The 24,928-nt window shown below is 67.5% G+C and carries 22 protein-coding genes; 6 read left to right on the plus strand and 16 right to left on the minus strand.

Annotated elements, in window-relative coordinates; translation table 11 throughout:
- Positions 1–62 precede the first annotated feature (62 nt).
- The 16 genes from bamA to ACS0OT_RS06320 all read right to left on the minus strand — a co-directional run bounded on the left by bamA (position 63) and on the right by ACS0OT_RS06320 (position 17,798).
- Positions 63–2,426, minus strand: coding sequence for an outer membrane protein assembly factor BamA (gene bamA / locus ACS0OT_RS06245; RefSeq protein WP_065177435.1), 2,364 nt, complete (start codon positions 2,424–2,426; stop codon positions 63–65).
- A 74-nt stretch (positions 2,427–2,500) separates the two neighbouring features.
- Positions 2,501–3,859 carry an RIP metalloprotease RseP gene (gene rseP, locus ACS0OT_RS06250; RefSeq protein WP_061480177.1) on the minus strand — a complete coding sequence of 453 codons (1,359 nt, stop codon included), beginning with the start codon at positions 3,857–3,859 and terminating at the stop codon, positions 2,501–2,503.
- Positions 3,860–3,914: 55 nt separating this feature from the next.
- Complete coding sequence (locus tag ACS0OT_RS06255; RefSeq protein ID WP_164229798.1) at positions 3,915–5,105, minus strand: 1-deoxy-D-xylulose-5-phosphate reductoisomerase; 1,191 nt, start codon at positions 5,103–5,105, stop codon at positions 3,915–3,917.
- A gap of 2 nt (positions 5,106–5,107) precedes the next feature.
- A complete protein-coding gene (locus ACS0OT_RS06260; protein ID WP_005415851.1) occupies positions 5,108–5,944 on the minus strand; it encodes a phosphatidate cytidylyltransferase in 837 nt (278 codons plus the stop codon).
- The gene (gene uppS / locus ACS0OT_RS06265; RefSeq protein WP_032954050.1) at positions 5,941–6,708 is read right to left on the minus strand and encodes a polyprenyl diphosphate synthase; all 768 of its coding nucleotides are present in this window, start codon (positions 6,706–6,708) and stop codon (positions 5,941–5,943) included. Before uppS ends, ACS0OT_RS06260 begins: the two co-directional genes overlap by 4 nt.
- Positions 6,709–6,713: 5 nt before the next feature.
- Positions 6,714–7,268 carry a ribosome recycling factor gene (frr, locus tag ACS0OT_RS06270; RefSeq protein ID WP_005415853.1) on the minus strand — a complete coding sequence of 185 codons (555 nt, stop codon included), beginning with the start codon at positions 7,266–7,268 and terminating at the stop codon, positions 6,714–6,716.
- 96 nt (positions 7,269–7,364) lie between these two features.
- Positions 7,365–8,093, minus strand: a complete 729-nt coding sequence (gene pyrH, locus ACS0OT_RS06275) for a UMP kinase (protein WP_005415854.1) — start codon at positions 8,091–8,093, stop codon at positions 7,365–7,367.
- Positions 8,094–8,213: 120 nt separating this feature from the next.
- Positions 8,214–9,749 carry a sensor domain-containing diguanylate cyclase gene (locus tag ACS0OT_RS06280; protein ID WP_065186369.1) on the minus strand — a complete coding sequence of 512 codons (1,536 nt, stop codon included), beginning with the start codon at positions 9,747–9,749 and terminating at the stop codon, positions 8,214–8,216.
- A gap of 259 nt (positions 9,750–10,008) precedes the next feature.
- On the minus strand, positions 10,009–10,884 hold the full coding sequence (gene tsf, locus ACS0OT_RS06285; protein WP_005415856.1) for a translation elongation factor Ts: 876 nt from the start codon (positions 10,882–10,884) through the stop codon (positions 10,009–10,011).
- Positions 10,885–11,009: 125 nt separating this feature from the next.
- Positions 11,010–11,816, minus strand: a complete 807-nt coding sequence (gene rpsB, locus ACS0OT_RS06290) for a 30S ribosomal protein S2 (protein WP_005408748.1) — start codon at positions 11,814–11,816, stop codon at positions 11,010–11,012.
- A gap of 158 nt (positions 11,817–11,974) precedes the next feature.
- On the minus strand, positions 11,975–12,733 hold the full coding sequence (locus ACS0OT_RS06295; protein ID WP_231109106.1) for a fimbrial biogenesis chaperone: 759 nt from the start codon (positions 12,731–12,733) through the stop codon (positions 11,975–11,977).
- Entirely contained in the window at positions 12,733–12,951 is a 219-nt protein-coding gene (locus ACS0OT_RS06300) for a hypothetical protein (RefSeq protein ID WP_061480195.1), read from the minus strand. Before ACS0OT_RS06300 ends, ACS0OT_RS06295 begins: the two co-directional genes overlap by 1 nt.
- 153 nt (positions 12,952–13,104) lie before the next feature.
- On the minus strand, positions 13,105–14,142 hold the full coding sequence (locus tag ACS0OT_RS06305) for a Csu type fimbrial protein (RefSeq protein WP_065186368.1): 1,038 nt from the start codon (positions 14,140–14,142) through the stop codon (positions 13,105–13,107).
- The gene (locus ACS0OT_RS06310; protein WP_065186367.1) at positions 14,139–16,511 is read right to left on the minus strand and encodes a fimbria/pilus outer membrane usher protein; all 2,373 of its coding nucleotides are present in this window, start codon (positions 16,509–16,511) and stop codon (positions 14,139–14,141) included. The genes ACS0OT_RS06305 and ACS0OT_RS06310 overlap by 4 nt, the downstream gene beginning before the upstream one ends.
- A 7-nt stretch (positions 16,512–16,518) precedes the next feature.
- Complete coding sequence (locus ACS0OT_RS06315) at positions 16,519–17,268, minus strand: fimbrial biogenesis chaperone (RefSeq protein WP_053497108.1); 750 nt, start codon at positions 17,266–17,268, stop codon at positions 16,519–16,521.
- Entirely contained in the window at positions 17,268–17,798 is a 531-nt protein-coding gene (locus ACS0OT_RS06320; RefSeq protein WP_032954051.1) for a Csu type fimbrial protein, read from the minus strand. Before ACS0OT_RS06320 ends, ACS0OT_RS06315 begins: the two co-directional genes overlap by 1 nt.
- Positions 17,799–18,028: 230 nt before the next feature.
- Between ACS0OT_RS06320 and map the strand changes: the two genes are divergently transcribed.
- From map to dapE, 6 genes are read left to right on the plus strand one after another with little or no spacing between them, the layout of a single operon-like run.
- Positions 18,029–18,814 carry a type I methionyl aminopeptidase gene (gene map / locus ACS0OT_RS06325; protein WP_032955117.1) on the plus strand — a complete coding sequence of 262 codons (786 nt, stop codon included), beginning with the start codon at positions 18,029–18,031 and terminating at the stop codon, positions 18,812–18,814.
- Positions 18,815–18,816: 2 nt separating this feature from the next.
- Complete coding sequence (locus tag ACS0OT_RS06330) at positions 18,817–21,444, plus strand: [protein-PII] uridylyltransferase (protein ID WP_053497109.1); 2,628 nt, start codon at positions 18,817–18,819, stop codon at positions 21,442–21,444.
- The gene (dapD, locus tag ACS0OT_RS06335; RefSeq protein ID WP_065177430.1) at positions 21,444–22,523 is read left to right on the plus strand and encodes a 2,3,4,5-tetrahydropyridine-2,6-dicarboxylate N-succinyltransferase; all 1,080 of its coding nucleotides are present in this window, start codon (positions 21,444–21,446) and stop codon (positions 22,521–22,523) included. The genes ACS0OT_RS06330 and dapD overlap by 1 nt, the downstream gene beginning before the upstream one ends.
- Before the next feature lie 2 nt (positions 22,524–22,525).
- Positions 22,526–23,392 (plus strand): hypothetical protein, encoded by an 867-nt coding sequence (locus ACS0OT_RS06340; RefSeq protein ID WP_442256088.1) that lies wholly within the window; start codon positions 22,526–22,528, stop codon positions 23,390–23,392.
- 31 nt (positions 23,393–23,423) lie between these two features.
- Positions 23,424–23,795 carry an arsenate reductase gene (locus tag ACS0OT_RS06345; protein WP_170944942.1) on the plus strand — a complete coding sequence of 124 codons (372 nt, stop codon included), beginning with the start codon at positions 23,424–23,426 and terminating at the stop codon, positions 23,793–23,795.
- Positions 23,792–24,919, plus strand: coding sequence for a succinyl-diaminopimelate desuccinylase (dapE, locus tag ACS0OT_RS06350; protein ID WP_005415868.1), 1,128 nt, complete (start codon positions 23,792–23,794; stop codon positions 24,917–24,919). Before ACS0OT_RS06345 ends, dapE begins: the two co-directional genes overlap by 4 nt.
- The last annotated feature ends 9 nt before the right edge of the window (positions 24,920–24,928 follow it).

The raw sequence follows: 24,928 nt of genomic DNA on the forward strand, positions 1-24,928 counted from the left end.
CGTAGCGGCGCGGGGGATAGGTGGAATGCGGGGGCAGTTCTGGCGAACCGCCTCGCGGTTCGTCAGAACTGCCCACCGAACGTGAATTGCAGGCGTTCGATCTTGTCATCGTCTTCCTTCTTCAGCGGGAAGGCGTAGCTGATCGAGATCGGGCCGACCGGGGCGCGCCACAGCAGGGCCACACCGGTGGATACGCGCAGCTCGTTGGCCTTGAAGTTGTCCACGCCGGTATACACGTTGCCGAAGTCGACGAAGGCCGACACGCGCGCCGACGGGCTGTCGAACAGGCGCGGGAAGTAGGCTTCCACCGAACCGACGGTCTTCAGCGAGCCACCCAGCGGCTGGCCTTCTGGGTAGCCGCGGGTAACTTCGCGCGGGCCGAGGGTGTTGTCCTCGAAGCCGCGTACCGAGTTGGTACCACCGGCGTAGAAGTTCTCGAAGAACGGCAGGCCGCTGGCGGTGACGGTGCGGGTGGTGCCATCCGGATTGGTCAGCGTACGGGTGTAGTCCTTGCCGTAGGCATCACCGTAGCCGATTTCGGCGCGGGTGTTGATCACCAGCGACGGCATGATCGGCCAGTACTTGCTGATCTGGTAGTTCAGCTTGTAGTACTCGATGGTCGAACCCGGCAGCGTGGTTTCCAGGCCCACGCGCTGGTAGGTACCGCGGGTCGGCATGAAGTAGTCGTTGCGCGAGTCGCGCGCCCAGCCCAGCTCGGTGCGCCAGGCATGGAAGGTGCGCTTACCGACGGCGTTGATGTAGTCGATGATCGACTGCGGGGTCGAGCCTTCGTAGGTGGTGATCTGGTTGCTGTCGATGCCGAACATCAGCGAGACGGTGTCGGTCTCGGTCAGCGGCACGCCGAACACCACCTGCGCGGCACCGTTGGTGCTGTTGTACTGCGCGGTGTTGAAGTCGGAGTAATCCAGTTCGCGCCAGGACAGGTTGTAGCCCAGCGACACGCCGTCATCGGTGAAGTACGGGTTGGTGTAGCTGAAACCGTAGCGCTGCAGGTAGCTGCTGCGCGAGGCTTCGACCGACACGCGGTTGCCGCCACCGAGGAAGTTGTTCTGCGACAGCTGCACCGAGGTGGTCATGCCGTAGGACTGCGAGTAACCCAGGCCGAACACGAAGCTGCCCGAGGTGGTTTCCTTGACGTTGTAGACGACGTCGACCTGGTCGTTGCTGCCGCTGACGGCCGGGGTCTCCACTTCCACCGATTCGAAGTAGCCCAGGCGCTGCAGGCGGATCTTGGAGCGGTCGATCGCGGCCTGCGAGTACCAGCTGTTCTCGAACTGGCGCATTTCGCGACGCATCACTTCATCGGACGTGCGGGTGTTGCCGCGGAACAGGATGCGGCGCACCGACACGCGCGGGCCGGGCACGACCTGCATGTTGATGGCCACGGTCTGCTCGGCGCGGTTGGTGGTCGGGATCGGGTTCACCTTGGCGAACGCGTAGCCGATGTTGGACAGCGAATTGGTGATGGTGTCCGAGCTGAATTCCAGCAGGGCACGCGAGAACGTGTCGCCGGACTTCTGGATCACCATGCGCTCGACGTCCTCCTGCGGGAGGATGGTGTCGCCGCTGACCTTGATCTCGGAGATCTTGTACTGCGCACCCTCGGTCACGCCCGCGGTCAGGAACATGTCGCGCTTGTCGGGGCTGATCGAGACCTGGGTGGAATCGATGCTGAAATCGACGTAGCCGCGATCCAGGTACCAGGAGTTGAGCTTTTCCAGGTCACCGGACAGCTTTTCCTTGGAGTACTGGTCGTCACGGCGGTACCACGACGCCCAGTTGTGCTCCTTGGACTCCCAGGTCTCCAGGATGTCCTTGCTCTCGAACTTCTCGGTGCCCACCAGGTTGACGTGGCGGATCTTGGCGGCCTTGCCTTCCTTGATGGCGATGGCGATGTCCACGCGGTTGCGGTCCAGCGGGCTCACCGTCGGGGTGATGTCGACGTTGTACTTGCCACGGTCGTTGTACTGGCGGCGCAGTTCCTGGGTCACGCGGTCCAGGCTCAGGCGATCGAAGGTGCCGCCCTCGGTCAGGCCGATGTCGGACAGGCCCTTGAGCAGCTGGTCGGACTTGATGTCCTTGTTGCCGGTCACGGTCAGCTTGTTGATCGCCGGGCGTTCCTTGACGGTCACCACCAGGATCGTGCCCTGGCGGTCCAGCTGCACGTCTTCGAAGAAGCCGGTCTTGTACAGGGCGCGGATCGTCTCGCCGACCTTGTTGTCGGTGATCGTCTCGCCGCGTTCCACCGGCAGGTAGGTGAACACCGTGCCCGAGCTGATGCGCTGCAGGCCATCGACGCGGATGTCGCTGACAGTGAAGGGCTCGGCTGCCTGGGCCAGGGCGGGAGCGCCGGTGACGGCGGCGAGGGCGAGGGCCAGCAGGCGGCGATTGGGGAGTCGCGTCATGTCACGTCCGGTAGGAAGGTCGATTTCATTGGTGCGGGATGCCGACGCTGTAGACGGCAACAACGTGGAAAAGTTCATCGCGGGACCAGGCCGAGGATGTCGTTGTAGAACGCCAACCCCATCAGCCCGGCCAGCAACGCCAGGCCGATGTATTGGCCGGCGGCGATGGCACGCTCGCTCAGCGGGCTGCCCTTGACCAACTCGATAAGGTAATACAGCAGGTGGCCGCCGTCCAAGATCGGGATCGGCAGCAGGTTGATGATGCACAGGCTGAGCGACAGCAGGGCAAGGAACTGCAGGAACCAGTCGAGGCCGCGCTTGGCCGAGACATTGGCCACGCGGGCGATGGTGACCGGCCCGGAAACGTTCTGCAGCGAGGCCTTGCCGGTCACGATGCGACCCATCATGCCCAGCGAGTCGGCGGCCAGGCGGCCGGTCTCGCGCACCGCCACGGTCACCGCATCCAGCGGGCCATAGCGCAGCAGGGTGTCGTAGGCGGGGCTGTAGCTGGTGGGGAAGCCGACGCCGATCTGCCAGACCGGATTGCCCTTGCCGTCCTTGCCCTGGCGCGGGGTGACTTCCAGCGCCAGGCGCTCGCCGCCACGCAGGACCTCGATCATTCCGGGCCCGCCGGCACGGCCCAGGGCCTGGATCTCGCCGATCACCTGGTCGACGCTGTCGATGCGCTGGCCATCGATGGCCACGATCAGGTCGCCTGGCTGCAGTTGCCCTGCCACCACGGAGTCCGCAGTCAGCGACTCCACTTGCGCCGGCTGCAGCCACGACTGCCAGTGCAGGCCAGCCAGGATCGGCACCCGCCGCTCATCGAAACCCGCCGGCAGCTGCGACAGCGGCAGGGTGCGCGTGCGTACCTGGTCGGCCGTATCCAGCACTTCCAGCTTCACGTCGCGGCGGTCCATCGCGGCTGCGGTCAGCGCCATGCTGGCCTCGCCGAGGGTGACCACCTGGCGGTCGTCCACGCGCAGCACGCGGTCGCCGCTGGCCAGGCCGGCACTGGCGGCGATGCCGCTGACACGGCCGATGGTGGGCGAGTAATCCTGCTTGCCAATCACGAACATCGCCCACAGCAGCAGGATGCACAGCAGCAGATTGGCGATCGGGCCGGCGGCAACGATCGCGATGCGCTGCCAGACGGTTTTGTGGTTGAAGGCCTGGCCGCGCTCGTGCGGGTGGACTTCGACCTCGCGTTCGTCGAGGAACTTCACGTAACCGCCCAGCGGGATGGCGGCGATGGCGAACTCGGTGCCGTGCCTGTCGCGGCGCGACCACAGCGGCCGGCCGAAGCCGACCGAGAAACGCAGGATCTTGACCCCGCACAGGCGCCCGACCCAGTAATGCCCGAACTCGTGGAAGGTGACCAGCAGCCCGAGGCTGACGATCATCCACCAGACCGATCCGATGAAGTCAGTCATGCAGGCTCACAGTGGTGGGCAGGGGCGGCGGCGTCATGCTGGGCGAGGCGGTCGTTCAGGCGGCGTCGATGGCGTTCAGGGTGAGCTGGCGTGCCCGCTGGTCGGCGGACAACAGGATCTCCAGTGTATCGGCTGGCTGGGTCGGCAGTGTTGAAAGAGCGTTAGCAACCAGCTCCGGGATCGTCAGGAAACCGATCCGGCCCTGAAGAAACGCTGAAACCGCCTCTTCATTGGCGGCGTTCAGCACCGCCGGTGCGGTGCCGCCGGCCTGCATGGCCTGCCAGGCCAGCGCCAGGCAGGGGAAGGCGTCAGTATCCGGGGCCTCGAAATCCAGGCGGCCCTGGACCAGCAGGTCCAGCCCGGCCACGCCCGATTCGATGCGCTGCGGCCAGCCCAGGCCGACGGCGAGAGTGGTGCGCATGTCCGGCAGGCCCATCTGGGCCAGGGTCGAGCCATCGACGAACTCGACCAGCGAATGGACCAGGCTCTGCGGGTGCACCAGCACCTCGATGCGCTCGCCGGGCACGCCGAACAGGTGGTGGGCCTCGATGACTTCCAGGCCCTTGTTCATCAATGTCGCCGAATCGACCGAGATCTTCGGCCCCATCGACCACTTGGGGTGGGCAACGGCCTGGGCCGGGGTGACCTGGGCCAGTTCGGCGCGGCTGCGGCCACGGAACGGGCCGCCGGAGGCGGTCAGCAGGATCCGGCGCACGCCGGCGCCGTCGACACTGGCATCGCGCGAGCGCAGGCACTGGAAGATCGCGCTGTGCTCGCTGTCGATCGGGATGATTTCGGCACCGGCACGTTCGGCCGTCCGGGTCAGCAGTTCGCCGGCCAGCACCAGCGATTCCTTGTTGGCCAGCAGGATGCGCTTGCCGGCGGCCGCGGCAGCCAGGGTCGAGGACAGGCCGGCCGCGCCGACGATGGCCGCGACCACGGTATCGCAGGCATCGCTGGCGGCCAGCTGGTCCAGCGCGGCCTGGCCGGCATGGGCCTCGGTGGCAAGGCCGGCCTCGCGCAGGCCGTCACGCAGTTCGGCGAACAGCGATGCGTCGGCGATCACCGCGTGCGCGGGTCTGTGCTGGCGGCACAGCGCCAGCAGCGCCTGCACCTGGCGGCCGGCAGCGAGCACCGTGGCCTGGTAGCGGTGCGGGTGGCGGGCGATCACGTCCAGCGTGGAGGCGCCGATCGAGCCGGTAGCGCCGAACACGGCGACCCGGCGCAGGTCTGCAGCAGCATTCATGGTCAGAACCCGAAGATTTCCTTGCCCAGCGCGAACACCGGCACGGCGGCGAGGACGCCGTCGACCCGGTCGAGCACGCCACCGTGGCCCGGGATCAGGTGGCCTGAGTCCTTGGCGCCGGCATGGCGCTTGATCAGGCTCTCGAACAGGTCGCCCAGGACCGAGGCGAACACCGCCACCACCGCGGTGATCAACAGGCCGGGCAGGTGTGCGGCATCGATGCCAGCCAGCCAGCCCAGGCCGAGGGCCACGGCGACACCGGCCAGCAGGCCGCCGAACAGGCCTTCCCAGGTCTTGTTGGGGCTGATCCGCGGCGCCAGCTTGTGCTTGCCGAAATGGCGGCCAGCGAAATAGGCGCCCGAGTCGGCCGCCCACACCAGCGCCAGAGCAGCCAGCAGCCACAGGTGGCCCTGCTGGCCCGGCGGATCGCCGCCGGCATGGATCAGCACCAGCGCGGCCCAGGCCGGGACGATGGCCAGGGTACCGGCCAGCATCTTCAGGATCCGCGAGGGTGCCGACGGCTGTGCACCGAAGTTGAAGAAGCGCAACCAGAGCAGCGCGGCCAGCCACCAGGCAACGCCGGCCAGCGTGGTTATCTGGAACAGGACCAGGGTGCTGCCATCGGCCCAGACCAGCAGCACCATCAGCAGCAGGTTCAGCACCAGCAGCACGGTGCGCGCCAGGGTGTCTTCGATACCGGCCAGCTTCAGCCATTCCCACAGGCCGATCAGCAGCACGGCGGCGGCGGCGGCGGCCAGCCATTGCGTGGGCAGCAGCAGGATCGCCGCAATGGCTAGCGGCGCCATGATCAGCGCGGCAAGGACTCGGGTCTTGGTCATGGGCTGGAAGTCTCGGTGGCCAGTGCGGCAATCTGGGCGCTGGTCAGGCCGAAACGACGCTCGCGACCGGCATAGGCGTCGAGCGCCTGCTGCAGCTGCCCGGCGTCGAAGTCCGGCCACAGGGCCTCGGTGAACCACAGTTCGGTATAGGCGAGCTGCCACAGCAGGAAGTTGCTGATGCGGGTGTCGCCGCCGGTGCGGATGAACAGGTCCGGCGGCGGCAGGTCGGCCAGGGCCACCTGGCTGCCCAGCAGCGCTTCGTCGATCTGCTCGGGCAGCAGGCGACCGGCCGCCACTTCGACGGCCAGGGCGCGCGCGGCGCGGGCGATGTCCTGGCGGCCACCGTAGCTGGCAGCGATCGACAGGGTCAGGGTGGTGTTGTCGGCGGTGCGCTGCTCGGCCAGCTGCATGCGGCTGACCAGCCCGGCGCCGAAGCGCTCGCGTTCGCCGATGAAGCGCACGCGCACGCCACGCCGGTGCAGCTCGTCCACTTCGCGGTCGAGTGCACCGAGGAACAGCTTCATCAGCGCGTCCACTTCCTCCTGCGGCCGGCCCCAGTTCTCGCTGGAGAAGGCGAACAGGGTCAGCGCCGGAATGCCCAGTTCAAGGCAGCGCTCGATGGTGCGGTTGACCGCGCGCGCGCCGGCACGGTGGCCGATCACCCGGGGGCGACGGCGCTGCTGTGCCCAACGCCCATTGCCATCCATGATGATGGCAATGTGGCGGGGCAGGGAGGCAGGCAACGGAGGCGGGACTGAAGGCATCGACTTCAGACCGACAGCAGTTCTTTTTCCTTGTCGGCAACGACCTTGTCGACGTCCTTGATGTTGGCGTCGGTCAGCTTCTGGATGTCGTCTTCGCCGCGCTTCTTCTCGTCTTCGCTGATCGCTTTGTCCTTGACCAGCTTGGCGATTTCCTTGTTCGCGTCCTGACGGATGTTGCGGATCGCGATCTTGGCGCCTTCCCCTTCCTTCTGCACCTGCTTGACCAGCTCCTTGCGGCGCTCTTCGGTCGGCGGCGGCATGTTGATGCGGATCGCGGTGCCCAGCGTGTTCGGAGTGAACTCGGCGTTGTAGAGACCCTTTTCGATCTCCTTGATCATGCCTTTGTCGAACGGGGTGACCAGCAGCGAGTGGGCGTCGGCGTTGGAGATCGACGCGACCTGGTTCAGCGGGGTGCTGGCGTTGCCATAGGCGCTGACCGTCACGCGGTCCAGCAGGGCCGGGGTGGCACGGCCGGTCCGGATGGAGGTGAGGGTGTGCTTCAGAGCGTCAATGCTCTTGGCCATGCGCGTCTGCGCGTTGTTCTTGATGTCGTTGAGCATCGCCCGGTCCTGGATGTATCTGGAATCGGGCGATTATAGGCGAATACGGGACGCTGCCGGGCCTGAATCGGCCCGGTCGTCGCTTTGCGCTCAGGCTCAGGCCGGGTCGCGGCCCTGGACCAGGGTGCCGATGTTCGCGCCGTTGAGGATCTTCAGCAGTTCGCCCGGCTGGCCCATGTCGAACACGCGCATCGGCAGGTCGCTGTCGCGGGCCAGAGCGAAGGCCGCTGTGTCCATCACTTCCAGGCCGCGGCGGATCACTTCGTCGTAGCTCAGGCTGTCGAAGCGGACCGCATCGCTGTGCTTGTTCGGGTCCTTGTCGTACACGCCATCGACCTTGGTGGCCTTCAGCAGCAGGTCGGCTCCGATCTCGATCGCGCGCAGTGCGGCGCCGGAGTCGGTGGTGAAGAACGGGCTGCCGACGCCGGCAGCGAAGATCACCAGGCGGCCCTTTTCCAGGTGGCGGATGGCGCGGCGGCGGATGTAGTCCTCGCACACGTCGTTGATCTTGATCGCGCTCATCACCCGGGCCTTGGCACCCAGCTTCTCGAGGGCGTCCTGCATGGCCAGGGCGTTGATGACGGTGGCCAGCATGCCCATCTGGTCGCCGGTTACGCGGTCCATGCCGCCGGCGGCCAGGCCGGCGCCGCGGAAGATGTTGCCACCTCCGATCACCAGCGCCACTTCGGCACCGGCCTGCTGGGCTTCGATGACCTCACGGGCGAGGCGATTGATGATCTTGGGGTCGATGCCGTAGTCCTCGTCTCCCATCAGCGCCTCCCCGGAGAGTTTCAGAAGGATGCGGCGATAGGCGAGCTTGGACATGGGGACCTCGGGTGCGTGGAAATCGCGGGCGATTCTACGCGCATGCGGCGTTGTGCCAAAGTGTTTTGTGCACTGCGGCGCAGAATCTGGTGGTTCGCCCGGTCTGCCGGGGCGCCCCGTTCAGCCCAGTTCGGCGCTGGCCGTGGCCGACAGCTCGTCATGGCCCAGCGCCCCCGGCGAGCGGGCGATCACCCGGTTGCGGCCCAGGTTCTTGGAGCGGTACAGCACATCGTCGGCGGCGCGCAGCAGGTCCTGGACGTCGGCGAAGCGCTCGTAGCCGCCCTGGGTGGCCACGCCGGCGGAGAAGGTGACGAACAGCGGACCACCCTCCAGCTCGGCCATCGGCGTGGCGACGATGTTGGCCAGCACCCGGCGGATCACGTCCAGGGCCACGCTTTCGCTGGTGTTGGGCAGCAGCGCGACGAACTCCTCGCCGCCGAAGCGGGCCACGGTGTCGCTGTTGCGCAACTGGCCCTGCAGCTTGCCGGCGAAGGCGCGCAGCACCTCGTCGCCGGTCAGGTGGCCGTGGGCGTCGTTGATCTTCTTGAAGTCGTCCAGGTCGATGAAGGCCACCGACAGTGGCCAGCCCTGGCGGCCGGCACGCAGGAATTCCTGCTCCAGCACCGCTTCCAGCTGGCGGCGGTTGAGCACGCCTGTCAATGCATCACGATGGGCCTGGTCGGCCAGGCGCTTGGCGCGCGCCTCGAATTCGTCGGCACGGCGGCGTGCCTGGTCGGCATCCTGCAGTTCGCGCAGGTTGCGCAGCGTGGCCAGTTCCTGCGCATGATCGATCAGCTCGCGCACCCGCGCCGGAGAATTGAGGCCGGCATCGAACAGGCTGGCGATGTCGGGCAGGGCCTCGCTGATGCGGGCCAGCACCTGGTCGAAGCGCGCGCTGTCCAGCTCCAGGCGGTCGTGCACCTGCTGCAGGGCGCGCTCGCGCGCGGCATCGGCGTCGCTATCCAGCCAGATGTCGGCCACTGCGCCGGACAGTTGCACGCAGGCCTGGAATGGCGATTCGGCGGCGTCCTCGTCCTCGCTGTGGCTGATGCTCTCCACCAGGTAGCGGGGCAGGCCCCATTGCTCGGCCACCCAGGCGCCGACGTCGGCGTGGCTGCAGCCCAGCGCCTCGCGCTCGAGGGAAACCAGGTCGATGTTGTCGCGTGCTTCGCGCAGCAGCGGCAGGTAGCGCTCCGACTCGGCCTGGGTCAGGCACAGCACGCCCAGGTCCTGCAGCAGTCCGGCCAGCATCAGCTCCTCCAGCCGGCGCAGGCCGCGCGCCTGGCCCAGCTGGCTGGCCGCCAGGGCACTGAGGATGCTGCGCTTCCACGCGCGCTGGCGCAGGTCATGATCGGCGCCACCGCCGGTCAGGCCCTGGGTGACGGTGAAGCCGAGGGCGAGGCTGATCGTGGCGTTCAGGCCCAGCATGGTCAGCGCCTGGCCGAGGTTCTCGATGCGGCGGCGGCTGGCATACAGCGGCGAATTGGCGATGCGCAGCATGCGAGCGCTCAGCGCCATGTCGATGGCGATGATGTCGGCGGCGGTGGCGATGTCCGCTTCCGGGTCCTGAGCCAGTTCGATGATGCGCAGGGCAATACCGGGTGGCGAAGGCAGGTTGCGGCAGAGCGCCAGGGCAGCTGTCAGCTCGGGAGGCATGTCGGGTCGTTCAATTCCATTGGGGCAAGAATACCTAGGAATGCATCACAGTCCGCGATTTTCGTTCCTGCTAAGTGACTGAGGATTCCCTGCGACTGAGTATCGGCTTGATTCGAGCGCAACGCAAAGGTGCCGGTTGTGCGCACCAACGGTGCGCACCCACCGATGGGCCATGGGTTAATCCCTAGGCCCATGCATAAAAAAAGAGCCGCGGTTTCCCGCGGCTCCTTCTGGTCGTTTCACAGCCGAAGGGCTGGAATCAGACCTGCATCGCCTTGGCAACTTCGGCGGCGTAGTCTTCCACCACCTTTTCGATGCCTTCGCCGACGATCAGCAGCTTGAAGCCTGCCACGTCCGCGCCAGCGGCCTTGACCACCTGCTCGACGGTGGTGTCGCCCAGCACGTAGGTCTGGCCGTACAGGGTCACGTCGCTGACGATCTTGTTGATCTTGCCGCTGATGATCTTTTCCAGGATGTCGGCCGGCTTGGCCTTGTCCTTCTCGGTCATCTTGGCCAGCTCGATTTCCTTTTCCTTTTCGACGAACTCGGCCGGAACGTCCGCAGCCTTGTTGTGCGGCGGCTTCAGCGCGGCCACGTGCATCGCCAGGCCACGGGCCAGCTCGACGTCGCCGCCGATCAGGTCGACCAGCACGCCAACCTTGCCGTTGGTGTGGACGTAGGCACCGATGTTGCCGGTGGTGTCGACCTTGACCATGCGGCGGATCTGGATGTTCTCACCCAGGGTCTGCACGGCGGTGGCGCGGGCTTCTTCAACGGTGCGGCCGTCGGCCAGCGTGGCGGCCTTCACGGCTTCGACGTCGGTGGCGCCCGATGCCAGGGCAGCGGCAGCGACGGCGTTGACGAAGGACTTGAAGTTGTCATCGTTGGCGACGAAGTCGGTTTCCGAGTTGACTTCGACCAGCACGGCCTTGCCGCCGTCCTGGGCCAGGCCCAGACGGCCTTCGGCGGCCACGCGGTCAGCCTTCTTGTCGGCCTTGGCAGCGCCGGACTTGCGCATGGCTTCAGCAGCGGCGTTGATGTCGCCGTTGGCTTCGGTAAGCGCCTTCTTGCATTCCATCATGCCGGCGCCGGTGCGCTCGCGCAGTTCCTTGACCAGGGAAGCAGTGATTTCCACGGGATTACCTCACGAAAGAAAGGGGTTGGGCCGGCATGGTGGCCGGCCCGTGTGACACGGTCCTGTCACGCGCCAGGGGCTGCGTGCAGGGAGGGTGGACGCCGGGCGTCCACCCGGGGCCTGGATCAGGCCTGGGCGTCGTCGCCCTTCTTGGCAGCCTTCTTGGCCGGAGCGCGGCGGGCCGGCTTCTCTTCGCCTTCAGCAGCGGCTTCAGCGAACTCTTCCTCGCGCACCGAAGCGGCGTGCGGGGCAGCGGCCTTGCCTTCCAGCACGGCGTCGGCAGCGGCGCGGGCGTACAGCTGCACAGCGCGGATGGCGTCGTCGTTGCCCGGGATGGCGTAGTCCACCAGTTCCGGGTTGTAGTTGGTGTCGACCACGGCGATGACCGGAATGCCCAGCTTCTTGGCTTCCTTGATCGCGATGTCTTCGTGGCCGATGTCGATCACGAAGATGGCGTCCGGCAGACGGTTCATGTCCTTGATGCCGCCCAGCGAGGCTTCCAGCTTGTCGCGCTCGCGACGCAGGCCCAGCACTTCGTGCTTGACCAGCTTCTCGAAGGTGCCGTCGGTTTCACCGGCTTCCAGTTCCTTCAGGCGGGCAACCGACTGCTTGACGGTACGGAAGTTGGTCAGGGTGCCGCCCAGCCAACGCTGGTTCATGAACGGCATGCCGCAACGCTCGGCTTCTTCCTTGATGGTTTCGCGGGCGCTGCGCTTGGTGCCCAGGAACAGGACGGTGCCGCGCTTCTGGGCAACCGACGAGATGAAGTTCATCGCATCGTTGAACAGCGGGACGGTCTTTTCCAGGTTGATGATGTGGATCTTGCCGCGGGCGCCGAAGATGTACGGAGCCATCTTCGGGTTCCAGTAGCGGGTCTGGTGGCCGAAGTGGACGCCGGCTTCCAGCATCTGACGCATGGTGACCTGGGGCATTGCAATACTCCTGATATGGAACCAGCGATTCCGCCCGCGGGATAGGTATGCGGGACGCGTGGAAGCGCGATCGGTTCCGGGGTTGGGCTTCCCTGTTGCCTCCGTGGCCGAACTCCTCGCGGAGCACCCCGGCACGGATGGGGGCAGCAGGTGTGGATTCACCGGTGACGTCCGGTGTGGACGGGCTCCCGCGCACGCAGGCGGCAGGAATCCGGTCGATTATAGCCCGCTGGGGCGTCCGCTGCAATTGCAGGGTCAGATGCGGCCAGATCGACCTCGCGGCCGTCCTGCAGACGGGCCCGGAAGTGGCCGCCCACATAGCCATCGGGGCGGGCAGGCAGGGGCCAGCGGCGTTCATGGCCTGCGAGGATATAGCCGGCCAGCCCGGCCACCAGCAGCGACGATTGGCCGTCGGCCGCTATGAATCGCAGATCGTGCAGGCGGCCATGCAGCGTACTGGAATTGCTGAGTCGCAGCATGGGCTGAGGCCCAAGTGCCTCGACGCGGGCCTGCAGCCGGGCATGCAGCGCTGGCGCCGCTGGGCTGCGGAACAACGGCAGCGAGTAGCGGGGCAATCCCGGCAAGGCCGGCGCCAGCACGATCCGATAGGCCTGTTCACCCACCGATGCTGGCGGACCGCCTGGCAGCAGCCAGACGCGCTGGGTGCTGCCAGGGGCCAGGTCCAGCCGCGCAGGGCTGACCCGGATCCGGTCGCTGGGCTGCAGTCGTTCGGCGTCCAGTTGCTGCTCCCAGGCCAGCACCTGCACCTGCCCCTGCCAGCGGCCGGGCCCCGGATTGCGCAGCCACAGTTCCGCGCGGCCGCCTTCGGCGGGTAGCTGCAGGGTGGTCGGCAACAGCTCCAGCGCCGCCGAGGGCTGCGCCAGCAGCAGTCCAAGCAGGATCAGCAGCGCGCGCATCAGTAGATGAGGGTCACGGAAGGCATTGCGCTGTCGTCTGTCGCCGGTGGTGCGAGGTCGCGGACCTGGGGCGGCACCTTGGGGGCGTCACTGCGCTGGTGTGGCGCCGCGCAACGGGGAGCGCCGGCATCGTCGCTGCAGGATTCGACCACGGTCAGCCGGATCTGCAGCGTGCTGCTGCGCGGTTCGGCGCGGGCCGGCGTGCTGGCGACCAGCATCGCCCCGATCAGAAATGCGCGAACCACCTGCCACCCACCGTGCTTAAAGACTCGCTGCGCGGTATCGGCCGGACGCCCCGCAACTGTAGCGCCGAGCCCGCGCTTGGCACGGGCTTCGCTCCGGTGGGGGCCGACCGTTGGTCGGCACGCAGGTCAGTAGGTGATCGTCACCGTCACCAGGTCGTTGTAGGTGCCGGCCGGGGGCTGGCCGGTGACCGGCGGTACCCGGCCGTAGATGGTCAGCTGCTGTGCGCTTCCGGTGCCGGTGCTGCTGGCCGTGTCGACCGTCAGGGTGTTGCCCCAACGCTGGCTTCGTGCCGGATCCCGGTACAGCTCGTAGGGCAGGTAGTAGGTGCTGTTGCCGATGGTGGTGGCCATGCGCCGGGTGGTGGTGGCGGCGGGATTGTTCCGGCCGTTGTTCAGGCCGACCTGGAAGGCGGTGTTCTTCAGGCAGGTCAGGGTGAGGGTGGCGGTCTGGTCGACGTTGGCCGGGATGCCGCCGGTGACGTTGCCGAAATTCATGTTGGTGGTGACGTAGCTGCCGCATTGCGGCAGCACGTTGGCGGTAGCGGTGAAACTGAAGGCCGCGCTCGCGCTGTTGGTACCGGTGGCGCCGCCGTTGCATGTGGCGGGGACGGTGGCGCTACCGGCCAGCACCTCGTTCCAGGCCCAGGTCAGCACCACGCTGGCACCGCTGAAAGTGCTGCTGTACGCGCCGGAGGCCAGGACCTGGTTGGCCGGAATCTGACCGAACAGCTGCACAGTCTGCGCACCACTACCGCCGGTCAGCAGCGGTACGTTGTAGCTCATGGTCAGCTCCTGCGCTGGCGGCGTGCCGCGCGGGACCAGGCCAGTGACCTGGCCGAAGCTGGCGTTGTTGTACAGCTGGAAATTCATCGTGTCGCTGGTAGAGGTGGCCATCGTGCGGAACGTGGAACTGCTGCCGCCGCCACTGCCTGCGCCGATGCCCACGCAGACGCGCACGCCGGTGGTGGCCAGCAGGCTCAGCGCGGCAGTGGTGCAGGTCACCGTGATGTTGAGGTTGGCCGTGCTCGGGCCGGGTGCATTGCTGTTGATGTTGCCGAAGGGCAGGGTCGGATCGGCGACCGCCGTGCAGACCGCGGTGGCGCCGGCCGGCGCCGCTGCCAGCAGGCCGGCCCACAGCAGCAGGAAGAGCAGCAGCACCCTCATGGCGCCACCTCCGGAATGCACTGCTGCGGTGCCGGCTCCGGGCGGGCACCGGACGCCACCACCTTGGGCAGGTCCGGTACCTTCACCCGGCACGGGCCATGGCTGGTGGTGACGTACAGCACGCTTCCGGCGGCGACATCTTCCAGGTAGAGCAGGCCGTCGTAGCCGACCGTGGCCTGGCGACCGTCAGGCAGCTGCACCTCGCTGCCCACCTCCAGAGGCTGGCCGTCCATCGCCAGCAGGGTCAGGCTCAGTGACGACCGCGAACGCAGCTGGAAGGTCACGCGGGTGCCGGCGCGCTGGCGCGGCGTGACCCAGTCCTCGATGCGGTCGGCACGCATGTCTTCGGGCAGGTCCAGGGTGTCGATCGAGACCCGGTTGCGCTGCCAGGACAGCAACGGACTGACCAGCAGCAGGCCGCGATCATCGGTGACACCGATCAGGCGGTTCTCAAGCCGCACCGGGACGCCGCCGACGCCATTGGTGCTGATCACCGCGAACGCATCGGATACCTCGCGCGTGGCGAAGGCGTGCCCGCCCATCCATACCAGGCTGCCGCTGGCACTGGCGTAGGCATAGTTGAGCCCGCCCTGGCGCGAGGCGCCGAATGAATAGCGGCCGACATCGTTGAGGATGCCAACTTCGGCCAGGCCGCCGTTGCCGTCCTCGCCGTGGCGCAGCTGTGCGCGCCAGCCGACGCCGCCGGCACTGCCATCGCCGGGCACCGGCTGGGTCACGTCCGCCACCCAGCTCTGGCTGTCGCCGTTGCGCTGGCTGGAGAGGCTGGCCTGGCGATTGTTGCCCAGGCTGGCAGTCATCGACAGGTAGATGCTGCGGTCATCGCTGCGGTCCAGGTTCTGGTTCACCGACAGGTAGGCCGACCAGCGTTGGCTCCAGGTGCGCGACCAGAACAGGCTGGCATAGCGGTTGTCGTCGCCGTCGGGGTAGCGCAGGCGCAGATAGCTGGCGCTGAGCGTGCCCAGCCGCAGCAGGTCCAGGCCGACCGTGGCCTGCTCGCTGATGCTTGGTGGCAGGTTGCCCTGCAGCGCGCCCAGGTCGCGGTAGTCGCCGTGGCTGCGCACGCTGCGCAGATTGACGTTGAAGCGACGGTTGTTCCAGCTGTAGCCCAGCGCCCATTGCCCACCCTGCAGGCCGTGGTAGTTACTGTGCGCATAGGCGGCATTGAACACGCCGGCGGCGCCGAGCAGCCACCAGCCGCCAATGCCGCCCTGGGCCAGGCCGCCGCCGCCTTCGGCATGCGCCTCGCCGGTGAACGCGTCGGTGACACCGCCGCGCCAGCTGGCGCTGGCTACCGTGCGATCGTCATAGGCGAAGGAGCGCTCGCCGAAATCCCGGCGCAGGTGGCCGACGCCGACCGACCAGTCCGACAGGCCCTTGGCCAGCAGCTGCTGGGTGCCGTAGAAGCTGAAGTCCAGCGTCTGCATGCGTCCGAATGCGTCGGTCACCACCACCTGCGCGTTGCCGGTGCCGCTGATGCCGGGCTGTGCTGCGAGCTGGAAGGGACCGACCGGCACCTGCCCGCTGTACTGGCGCAGGCCATCGACATACAGCTCGACCGTGGAGGGCACCACGGCCTGGCCGAGGAAGCTCGGCGTGGGCGTCAGCACGCGGTAGGGCTGCAGGCCATAGTTGCGGCCGATCTGCAGGCCACCCAGGCGCACGGGGCGGGTCCAGTCGACGAACCCACTGTAGAAATCGCCGACCTCCAGGGTCGTTGCGCTATCGGGGAAATCCAGGCTCCAGCGTGTGTCCAGGCGCACGCTGGAGCCGCGCCAATGGCGATCGCCGGGTTGCTGGTAGCGGCGGCTGATGGCGGTGTTCTCGAAAGTGCCATTGCCGATACCGAACACGCGCAGCTCCGAGCTCAGGCTGAGGGTGCCGAGCGTGTCCACCCGGCTGCCGTAGACGTCGTAGTTGAGCAGCACGCCGGGCGAGGCGCTGCCGGTGGGGGCGCGCGTCTGCGGGCGGCTGAGCACGGTGGTGGGCAGTGTCAGCTGGTCCAGTGGCACGTCCAGCGCCAAGGTCTGCATGTGGGCGTCGTAGCGCACCACCGCACCGCTGATCTGGTCCAGGTAGACCGGTGCATCGCCGCTGGCGTTGAAGCCGAGCTGGCGCAGCACTTCGGGGCTGGCCTGCAGCCGGCCACGGTTCTCGGTGAACGGCAGCAGGCCGCGCGGCGTGCTGTTGAGCGACACATCCAGGTACAGCGTCTGGCTGGCGGTCAGTGGGGTGGGGGCGGGCAGGATCGCATCGGCCGACACGCCGGATACATCAGCAGCCGTGGCCACGCCGGACACATCGGCGGCCTCGGTCGCCGCGGGAGCCAGGGCAGCCAACAGCGCGCCCATCAACGCCTCAGCGAGCTGGTGGGGGCGACAGTGGCGTCTGTTCCGACTCGCCATTGAGCTTGGCCGTGATCTGGTCGTTGTCGCGGTCGATCGCCGTGCGTTCGATCGGCCAGCGCATCACCTGGCCGGGCAGTACGTAGCCCAGCAGCCCGGGATGGACGATGCGCGGGCGCGTGGCGCTGCCCAGCGCGAGATCGGCGATCTGAGCGTAACTGTTGCCCGAATTGGCTACTTCGACGCCGTTGCGGCCGTCCGCCAGCTTTACCAGCCGGGCCTGCAGCTGCGGCGCCAGCGTGCCGGCCGAGGGCTGCACGAACACCGGGATCGAATAGCGCAGGACGAACTGCATGCCACCCGCGCGGGTGGCCAGGTCGGGCACCTCGTCAACGATCAGGCGGTAATGTTGCTGTGCCGCTGGCGGTTCCTTGTCCGCACGCATGACCCGCACCAGCTGCTGCTGTCCGGCGGCCAGTTCCTGCATCGGCGGAGTGGCCATCAACGCATCGGTGGGCAGCAGCTGTTCCTGGCCGTCCTGCTGCACCCAGCGGAACACGCGTACCTGCAGCTTCACCGGTGAGGTGCCGCTGTTGGTCAGCCACAATTCGCCGGCACGCTGGCGGGCTTCCAGCTGCAGGCTGGTCGGGGCCACCTGCAGGCTGGTAGCGCCGGCGGCCGCGATGGCGAGCAGGTACAGGGCGAGCAGCGCCACGCCGGTGGCGCGCCACGGGCGGGATCCGGCCATGCGGGCGTGCTCCATCAATAGGTGATCGTGGCGGTAACCGTATCCAGGTAGCTACCGGCGGCCGGGTTGTTGGTGCTCAGGTTCAGGATCTGGCCGTAGACGATGTAAGGCACGGCCAGGCCGGTGCCGATGCCGGCCTGGGTGTTGGTGCCGGTTGTGGCGCCCCAGACCAGGGTATGTGCGGCATCCTGGTAGAGCTGGTAGCCGACGTAGTTGTTGGCGGTCACCGCCGCATTGGTGTTCTTCATCCGCCGAGTGGTGACGTCATTGGCGGTGCTGGCATTGGCGCCCGCATTCAGCGAGATCGTGTACGGGGTCAGTGCCGAGCACTGGGCGGTTACCGTGCCCTGGCCCAGGGTGGGCGTGGTGGTGGTTGATGCCGCGGTGCCGAAGTCCACGTTGGTCGCGGCCGCCGCCGTGATGGTGCAGGCCTTGGTGACCACCAGGGTGACATTGAAGGTGGTGGTGTCGGCGGCCATTGCCGGGCTGGACAGCAGGAACCCGGCCACGGCCCATGCCAGCGGGGATCGAACTGGGGATCGCATGAACAACCTCCCTGACCCGAAGGTCCGTTGAACAAGGCGAAGACGGCACGTTCGGTGCCGCTTGGACGACGGTGGGTCCAGCTTAGGAGGCGTAAGTGTCTGTAATCCGTGATAATTAGGCAGACGAAAGAGCGGAGGCCATCACGCTTTCACTTTCCTTGCCGGAACCGTGCATGACCCGGATCGGCAGTTGGGTGGCGTTCGTTCAGATTGCGGCCGGATCGGCGATAATGGGTGCCATGAGCGTGAATCTGAAAACCCCGCAGGAAATCGAGATGATGCGCATCGCCGGCCGCCTGGCCAGCGAAGTGCTCGACATCGTCACCCCCCACGTCAAGCCCGGTGTCACCACCGAGGAACTGGACCGCATCTGCCACGACCACATCGTGAACGTGCAGGGCGCGATTCCGGCCAACGTCGGCTACCGCGGCTTCCCGAAGACCGTGTGCACCTCGGTCAACAATGTCATCTGCCACGGCATCCCCAGCGAAGGGAAGGTGCTCAAGGATGGCGACATCATCAATATCGACGTCACCGTCATCAAGGACGGCTGGCACGGCGACACCAGCCGCATGTACTTCGTCGGCACCCCGTCGGTGATGGCCCGCCGCCTGGTGGAAACCACGTACGAAGCCATGTGGCGCGGCATCCGCGCGGTGCGCCCGGGGGCCACCCTGGGCGACATCGGCCATGCCATTCAGAGCTATGCCGAAGGCGAGCGTTTCAGCGTGGTGCGCGAGTACTGCGGCCACGGCATCGGCAAGGTCTACCACGACGAGCCGCAGGTGGTGCATTACGGCCGCCCGGGCCAGGGCCTGGTGCTGCAGCCCGGCATGACCTTCACCATCGAACCGATGATCAACGAGGGCACCCGCTACAACAAGGTGCTGCCGGATGGCTGGACCGTGGTGACCAAGGACCGCAAGCTGTCGGCGCAGTGGGAGCACATGGTCGCGGTCACCGAGACCGGCGTCGACGTGCTGACGCTGTCGCCGGGCGAGTCGCAGGTCTCCTGACGATGCTGCCGGCGAGTTCGCTGCTGGACACGCCGGCCGCGTCGCTCAACGACCCGGACTGGGCTGCTGCCGCGCGCCAGGCGCTGCAGCAGGCCGACGCGCGCCTGTATCGCCGCTTCGACCAGGGCGACAACATCGAGCGCCTGCTGGCGCTGCGGGCGCGCGCGGCCGACCATCTGATCCGCCTAGCCTGGCAGCGTTGCCTGCCGGCCGACAGCGGCCTGTCGCTGTTCGCGGTCGGTGGCTATGGCCGGGGGGAACTGTTTCCGCGTTCGGACATCGACCTGCTGGTGTTCGGCGACCCGCCCGCACAACTGGCGCATGAAGCGGCATTGGCACGCCTGTTCGCGCTGCTGTGGGACTGCGGATTGGCGGTCAGCCATGCGGTGCGTTCTGCATTGCAGTGCCGCGAGGCGGCGGCTGACCAGACCGTGCTGACCGCGCTGATCGAGGCGCGTCCGATCCTGGCTGATGATGCAGCGCGCCGTGCGCTGCGCGAGGCCATCGACGACCGCGAGCTGTGGCCGGCGCGTGCCTTCTTCCTGGCCAAGCTGGAAGAGCTGCGCAACCGCCACCAGCGCTTCGGCGATACTGCCGACAACCTGGAGCCGGATCTCAAGGATGGTCCCGGCGGCCTGCGCGATCTCAACACGCTGGGCTGGATGGCGCTGCGCGCCTTCGGCGTACGCGACCTGGAAGCGCTGGTCGGCTTGGGCCACCTGGGTGCCGACGAAGCGGCTGCGCTGAAGCGCGAGCGTGCGGTGCTGGCGCGGCTGCGCTTCGGCCTGCACCTGGTCGCGCGCCGCCCGGAAGAGCGCCTGCGTTTCGATTACCAGAAGACCCTGGCCGCGCGCCTGGGCTTCGAAGACGATGCCGAGAATCTCGGTGTCGAGAAAATGATGCAGGGCTTCTACCGCGCCGCGCTGGTGGTGCGCCGGATCAGCGACCGCCTGCTGCAGCGCTTCGAGGAACAGTTCGATGGCGAGGCCCAGCCGGAACCGCTGACCGTGGGCTTCTCCCTGCGCCGCGGCTACCTGGCCGCCAACGAGGCCGACTGGCCGCGCGGTGACATCGGCCAGGTGTTCGCCCTGTTTTCCAGCTGGGCCAACAATCCACAGGTGCGAGGCCTGCATTCGCTGACCGCGCGCGCGCTGGCCGAAGCGCTGCCGTTGTTGCCGGCCTACGACCAGGCCGATGCCGATGCACGCGAGCAGTTCCTGTCCCTGCTGCGCGGCCAGCGCCCGGTCGACACGCTTTCGCGCATGGCGCGGCTGGGCGTGCTTGGCCAGTGGATCCCCGCGTTTGCCCAGGTCAGCGGGCGCATGCAGTTCGACCTGTTCCATGTCTATACGGTCGACCAGCACACGCTGATGGTCCTGCGCAACATCGGCCAGTTCGCCAGCAGCCGTGCCGACGAGCGCTTCTCGATCGCGCACGAAGTGTGGCCACGCCTGCGCAAGCCGGAACTGCTGCTGCTGGCTGGCCTGTTCCATGACATCGCCAAGGGCCGCGGCGGCGACCACTCGGAACTGGGTGCGGTGGACGCGCGTGCGTTCTGCCAGGCGCATGCGCTCAGTGGCACCGATACCGAGCTGGTGGCATGGCTGGTCGAACAGCATCTGCGCATGTCGGTGACCGCGCAGAAGCAGGACATCGCCGATCCGGTGGTGATCCATCGCTTCGCCACTCTGGTCGGCAGCCGCGACCGCCTGGACTACCTGTACCTGCTGACCTGTGCCGACATCGCCGGCACCAGCCCGAAGCTGTGGAATGCCTGGAAGGACCGCCTGCTGGCCGACCTGTACTTCGCCACCCGGCGCGCGCTGCGCGAGGGGCTGGAGCATCCGGTACCGGCCGCCGAACGCGTGGCCGAGGCACGTGACAGCGTGCGCGCACTGGTGCGCGAGCAGGGTTACGACGATGCCACCATTGATCGCCAGTTCGCGGTGATGCCGGATGAGGGCTTCATTCGTCTGCGCCCCGAGCAGCTGGCCTGGCAGGCAGCCGCGCTGGTACCGGTGAAGCAGGGCCAGGCGCTGGTGAAGGTGCGCCGGATCAGTGTGGATGACCCGGCGCTGGAAGTGTTCGTGCACTCGCCCGACCGCGACGGCCTGTTCGCCGCGATCGTGATGACCCTGGACCGCAAGGGCTATGGCATTCACCGCGCACGCGTGCTGGACGGTCCGGCCGATACCATCTTCGATACCTTCGAAGTGAACCCGGCCGACACGTTTGCCGATGGCAGCAGTGCCAACCTGGAGGCGGCGCTGCGCGAGGCACTCAGTGGTGACCTGGCGCGCCTGCGGCCGTCGCGCCGTGTGGTACCGCGGCAACTGCGGCACTTCCGCTTCGCTCCGCGCATCGAGTTCCGCGATGAACCGGGCGCAACCCGTTTTGCCCTGGTCGCTCCCGACCGTCCCGGCCTGCTGGCCGATGTGGCGTTCGTGCTGCGCAACCAGGGACTGCGCGTGCATGATGCGCGCATTGCCACGTTCGGCGAGCGCGCCGAAGACACCTTCGTGATCAGTGACGAACACGACCTCCCCCTGACTGAACCTGCCCGGCAGCAGCTGCATGACGCAATGCTGGCCTGCCTGGACCCTGATCGAAACGCCGGAGACCCCGCCTGATGGCCACCAAGCCCGCCAAGAAGACCGCTGCGACCCCCAAGAGCGCAGCGGCCCGGAAACCTGCTGTAGCCGCACCGGCCGCAAAGAAGGCCACTGCGCCGAAGAAGGCCGCTGCGGTGAAGGCCCCGGCGAAGAAAATGGCTGCGGTCAAGCGTGCTGTGAAGAAGCCGGCCCCGGCCAAGAGCGCCGAAGCCGTCCGCGCCGAAACCATCGCCCGCAAGTCGCTGCGCAAGCCGTCGGCACCCGGCGTGGAAGAACTCAAGTTCGGTATCGAAAGCGCCTTCGAGCGCCGCGCCACGTTGACCCTGCATGAGCTGGAAGGCTCGACCAAGCCGCTGGTCAACCGCGTGATCGACGGTCTCGAGAGCGGTGAATTCCGCGTCGCCGAGCCGGACGGCCAAGGCGGCTGGAAGGTCAACGAGTGGCTGAAGAAGGCCGTGCTGCTGTATTTCCGCGTCAATGACATGGCGGTGGTCGATGCACGACCGGCACCGTTCTGGGACAAGGTCGAATCGCGCTTCGCCGGCTATGACGAAGCGAAGTTCCGCCGTGGCGGCGTGCGCGTTGTGCCCGGTGCGATCGCCCGCCGCGGCACGTACTTCGGCAAGGACGTAGTGCTGATGCCGAGCTTCACCAACATCGGCGCCTACGTCGGCGAAGGCACCATGGTCGATACCTGGGCCACCGTCGGTTCCTGCGCCCAGATCGGCCAGCACTGCCACCTGTCCGGCGGCGCCGGCATCGGCGGCGTACTGGAGCCGCTGCAGGCCAGCCCGACCATCATCGAGGACCACTGCTTCATCGGTGCGCGTTCGGAAGTGGTGGAGGGCGTGGTGGTGGGCCACCACAGTGTGATCGGCATGGGCGTGTTCCTCAGCCAGAGCACCCGCATCTACAACCGCGCCACCGGCGAGATCAGCTACGGCTACATCCCGCCGTACAGCGTGGTGGTGTCCGGCTCGCTGCCGAGCAAGGACGGCACCCACTCGCTGTACTGCGCGGTGATCGTCAAGCAGGTTGATGCCAAGACCCGCAGCAAGACCAGCGTCAACGACCTGCTGCGCGGCCTGGCCGACTGAAGGTGAGTGCGCCGGAGGAGCTGGCGCAGTCCGCGATCTACCGGCATCCGTCCGACAACGCGTTCGGACGGATGCTGCCGCGCCTGCTGCACGCTCCGCGCTGGACCCGGTTGCGCCGGGCACTGTCGCGGCGCTGGCCGATGCCGGTGCTGGTCAGCGACGTGCGCGACGTGGTCTACGCGAGCTGGTGGGTCGATGTGCGCCATGCCCCGCCAGCGCCACCAGGCCGTCACTACGTGGTCCATGCCGGACGCACGCCTTACACCGTTCTCAGCTATCGCCATGGCCACTTCGGGCCGGCGCTGGCGGGACCGCTGCGCTGCCTGATGCCGTCGCCAGGGCAGAGCAACTGGCGCTGGTACCTGCGCCGTGACGATGATCCGGGCGGGACCCCGGTCGTGCTGTTCGATCGCAACGTGATGGACCAGCTGGCCTTCGTCGCCGGCGCGCGCGCTTTCAGCGATGCCATGCAGCCCCACCTGTCCACGCGCTTCGAGCATGTGGTGCGCGTCGATGGCGATGGGCACACCCTGATCGAAGGCGGGCAGGGGAGTGCGCCTGCGCTGCACCTGCAGTGGCGGGCCGCTGCGGGCTGGGAGGACGGGGCGTGGCGGGGGGGCTTCGGGGGCCATCAGGCCCTGCTGCGCTTCCTGACCTGCCAGGATGAGGCCATTGCGCGCACCTGCGACCGGCGCTGGGCCAGCACCCGCATCGCACTGCAGGTGGATGTCGACAGCCTGCAGCCGCTGCAGCTGGAAGGCGAACTGCAGTGCCCGCGCCTGCAGGCGATGGACGTGGCGCTGCACGAGGGGCTGGCCTTCCGGCTGCCAAGGGTACCGTTCCGGGTCGTGTCCGAGCGCCTGTTGTGAGATTCTGGGCCTCTGTTTTCCAGCATCACAGATGGCCATGAGTACCACTGTCTACGGTTTGAAGAACTGCGATACCTGCAAGAAGGCGAGCAAGTGGCTGGACCGCTTCGGCGTGCCGTACACCTTCGTCGACTACCGCGACAACAAGCCGAGCCCGGAAACACTGCTGGCGTGGGCTGAGCAGCTGGGTGGCCTGGCCGCGATGGTCAACAGGTCCTCAACCACCTGGCGGCAGCTGCCGGACAACCGCAAGGCCGCAGATTCCGAAGCGGAATGGAAGCTGCTGCTGCGCGAGTACCCGCAGCTGATCAAGCGCCCGCTGGTGGTCACCGCCGACGGCACGGTCAGCCAGGGTTTCAGTGACAATGGCTTCAAGGCCCGCTTCGGCGTGGGTGACGCATGAGCGCGGTCCTCGACCTGACCTGCGAACTGATCGCACGGCCCTCGGTGACGCCGGACGATGCCGGCTGCCAGGCACTGCTGGCGGCACGCCTGAAGCAGGCCGGGTTCCAGTGCGATCACCTGCGGCTGGGCGAGGTCGACAACCTGTGGGCGACCCACGGCCAGGGCGCGCCGGTGCTGGTGCTGCTGGGCCACACCGACGTGGTGCCGGCGGGGCCGCGCGAGGCCTGGGCCAGCGACCCGTTCACGCCGCAGATCCGTGACGGCGTGCTGTACGGCCGTGGCACCGCCGACATGAAGGGCAGCGTGGCGGCGTTCGTGGTGGCGGCCGAGCAGTTCGTGGCCGCGCATCCCGATCATCCCGGCACGCTGGCGGTGCTGCTGACCAGCGACGAGGAGGGCGATGCCATCGATGGCGTGCGCCACGTCGCACGGCTGTTCGCCGAGCGCGGCCAACGCATCGACTGGTGCATCACCGGCGAGCCGTCGTCGACCGCGACGCTCGGTGACCTGCTGCGCGTGGGCCGTCGTGGCAGCCTGTCGGCCAAGCTGCGGGTGCAGGGCGTACAGGGCCATGTGGCGTACCCGGAGAAGGCACGCAACCCGATCCACCAGGCGGCGCCCGCCCTGGCCGAGCTGAGCGCACGGCGCTGGGATGACGGCTACGAGAGTTTCCCGCCGACCAGCCTGCAGGTCTCCAACATCCATGCCGGTACGGGCGCCAACAATGTGATTCCCGGCGAGCTCGAGGTGGATTTCAACATCCGCTACAACCCGCACTGGGATGCGCCGAAACTGGAAGCGGAGATCACCGCGCTGCTGGATCGGCATGCCCTGCAGTACACGCTGAAGTGGCATCGCAGCGGCGAACCGTTCTACACCCCGGAAGGCACGCTGCGCGCCACTGCGCGTGCGGTGCTGGCCGAGCACATCGGCCGTGCACCGGAGGAAAGCACCGGCGGCGGCACCTCCGATGCCCGCTTCATCGCGCCATTGGGCGCGCAGTGCATCGAAGTGGGGCCGGTCAACGCCAGCATCCACCAGGTGGACGAGAACGTGCGCGTGGACGAACTGGAAGCACTGCCCGGGCTGTACCAGCGGCTGGTGGAGCGGCTGCTGGTGTGAGGAGGGGGG

Origin of the sequence: Stenotrophomonas maltophilia group sp. RY12688 (genome assembly GCF_052149045.1) — a bacterium.
Taxonomy (GTDB): Bacteria; Pseudomonadota; Gammaproteobacteria; order Xanthomonadales; family Xanthomonadaceae; genus Stenotrophomonas; species Stenotrophomonas sepilia.

Excerpts from the sequence above, each read along its gene's own strand:
- ACS0OT_RS06345 (WP_170944942.1), top strand. The coding sequence starts at position 23,424 with ATGGCCATGAGTACCACTGTCTACGGTTTGAAGAACTGCGATACCTGC.
- dapD (WP_065177430.1), top strand. The coding sequence starts at position 21,444 with ATGGCCACCAAGCCCGCCAAGAAGACCGCTGCGACCCCCAAGAGCGCA.
- ACS0OT_RS06310 (WP_065186367.1), bottom strand. The coding sequence starts at position 16,511 with ATGGGCGCGCTGTTGGCTGCCCTGGCTCCCGCGGCGACCGAGGCCGCC.
- ACS0OT_RS06280 (WP_065186369.1), bottom strand. The coding sequence starts at position 9,749 with ATGCCTCCCGAGCTGACAGCTGCCCTGGCGCTCTGCCGCAACCTGCCT.
- ACS0OT_RS06295 (WP_231109106.1), bottom strand. The coding sequence starts at position 12,733 with ATGCGCGCGCTGCTGATCCTGCTTGGACTGCTGCTGGCGCAGCCCTCG.
- uppS (WP_032954050.1), bottom strand. The coding sequence starts at position 6,708 with ATGCCTTCAGTCCCGCCTCCGTTGCCTGCCTCCCTGCCCCGCCACATT.
- ACS0OT_RS06315 (WP_053497108.1), bottom strand. The coding sequence starts at position 17,268 with ATGGAGCACGCCCGCATGGCCGGATCCCGCCCGTGGCGCGCCACCGGC.
- ACS0OT_RS06305 (WP_065186368.1), bottom strand. The coding sequence starts at position 14,142 with ATGAGGGTGCTGCTGCTCTTCCTGCTGCTGTGGGCCGGCCTGCTGGCA.
- ACS0OT_RS06330 (WP_053497109.1), top strand. The coding sequence starts at position 18,817 with ATGCTGCCGGCGAGTTCGCTGCTGGACACGCCGGCCGCGTCGCTCAAC.
- rpsB (WP_005408748.1), bottom strand. The coding sequence starts at position 11,816 with ATGCCCCAGGTCACCATGCGTCAGATGCTGGAAGCCGGCGTCCACTTC.
- map (WP_032955117.1), top strand. The coding sequence starts at position 18,029 with ATGGGTGCCATGAGCGTGAATCTGAAAACCCCGCAGGAAATCGAGATG.
- pyrH (WP_005415854.1), bottom strand. The coding sequence starts at position 8,093 with ATGTCCAAGCTCGCCTATCGCCGCATCCTTCTGAAACTCTCCGGGGAG.
- ACS0OT_RS06260 (WP_005415851.1), bottom strand. The coding sequence starts at position 5,944 with ATGACCAAGACCCGAGTCCTTGCCGCGCTGATCATGGCGCCGCTAGCC.
- dapE (WP_005415868.1), top strand. The coding sequence starts at position 23,792 with ATGAGCGCGGTCCTCGACCTGACCTGCGAACTGATCGCACGGCCCTCG.
- bamA (WP_065177435.1), bottom strand. The coding sequence starts at position 2,426 with ATGACGCGACTCCCCAATCGCCGCCTGCTGGCCCTCGCCCTCGCCGCC.
- ACS0OT_RS06320 (WP_032954051.1), bottom strand. The coding sequence starts at position 17,798 with ATGCGATCCCCAGTTCGATCCCCGCTGGCATGGGCCGTGGCCGGGTTC.
- ACS0OT_RS06255 (WP_164229798.1), bottom strand. The coding sequence starts at position 5,105 with ATGAATGCTGCTGCAGACCTGCGCCGGGTCGCCGTGTTCGGCGCTACC.
- frr (WP_005415853.1), bottom strand. The coding sequence starts at position 7,268 with ATGCTCAACGACATCAAGAACAACGCGCAGACGCGCATGGCCAAGAGC.
- rseP (WP_061480177.1), bottom strand. The coding sequence starts at position 3,859 with ATGACTGACTTCATCGGATCGGTCTGGTGGATGATCGTCAGCCTCGGG.
- ACS0OT_RS06300 (WP_061480195.1), bottom strand. The coding sequence starts at position 12,951 with ATGCTGGTCGCCAGCACGCCGGCCCGCGCCGAACCGCGCAGCAGCACG.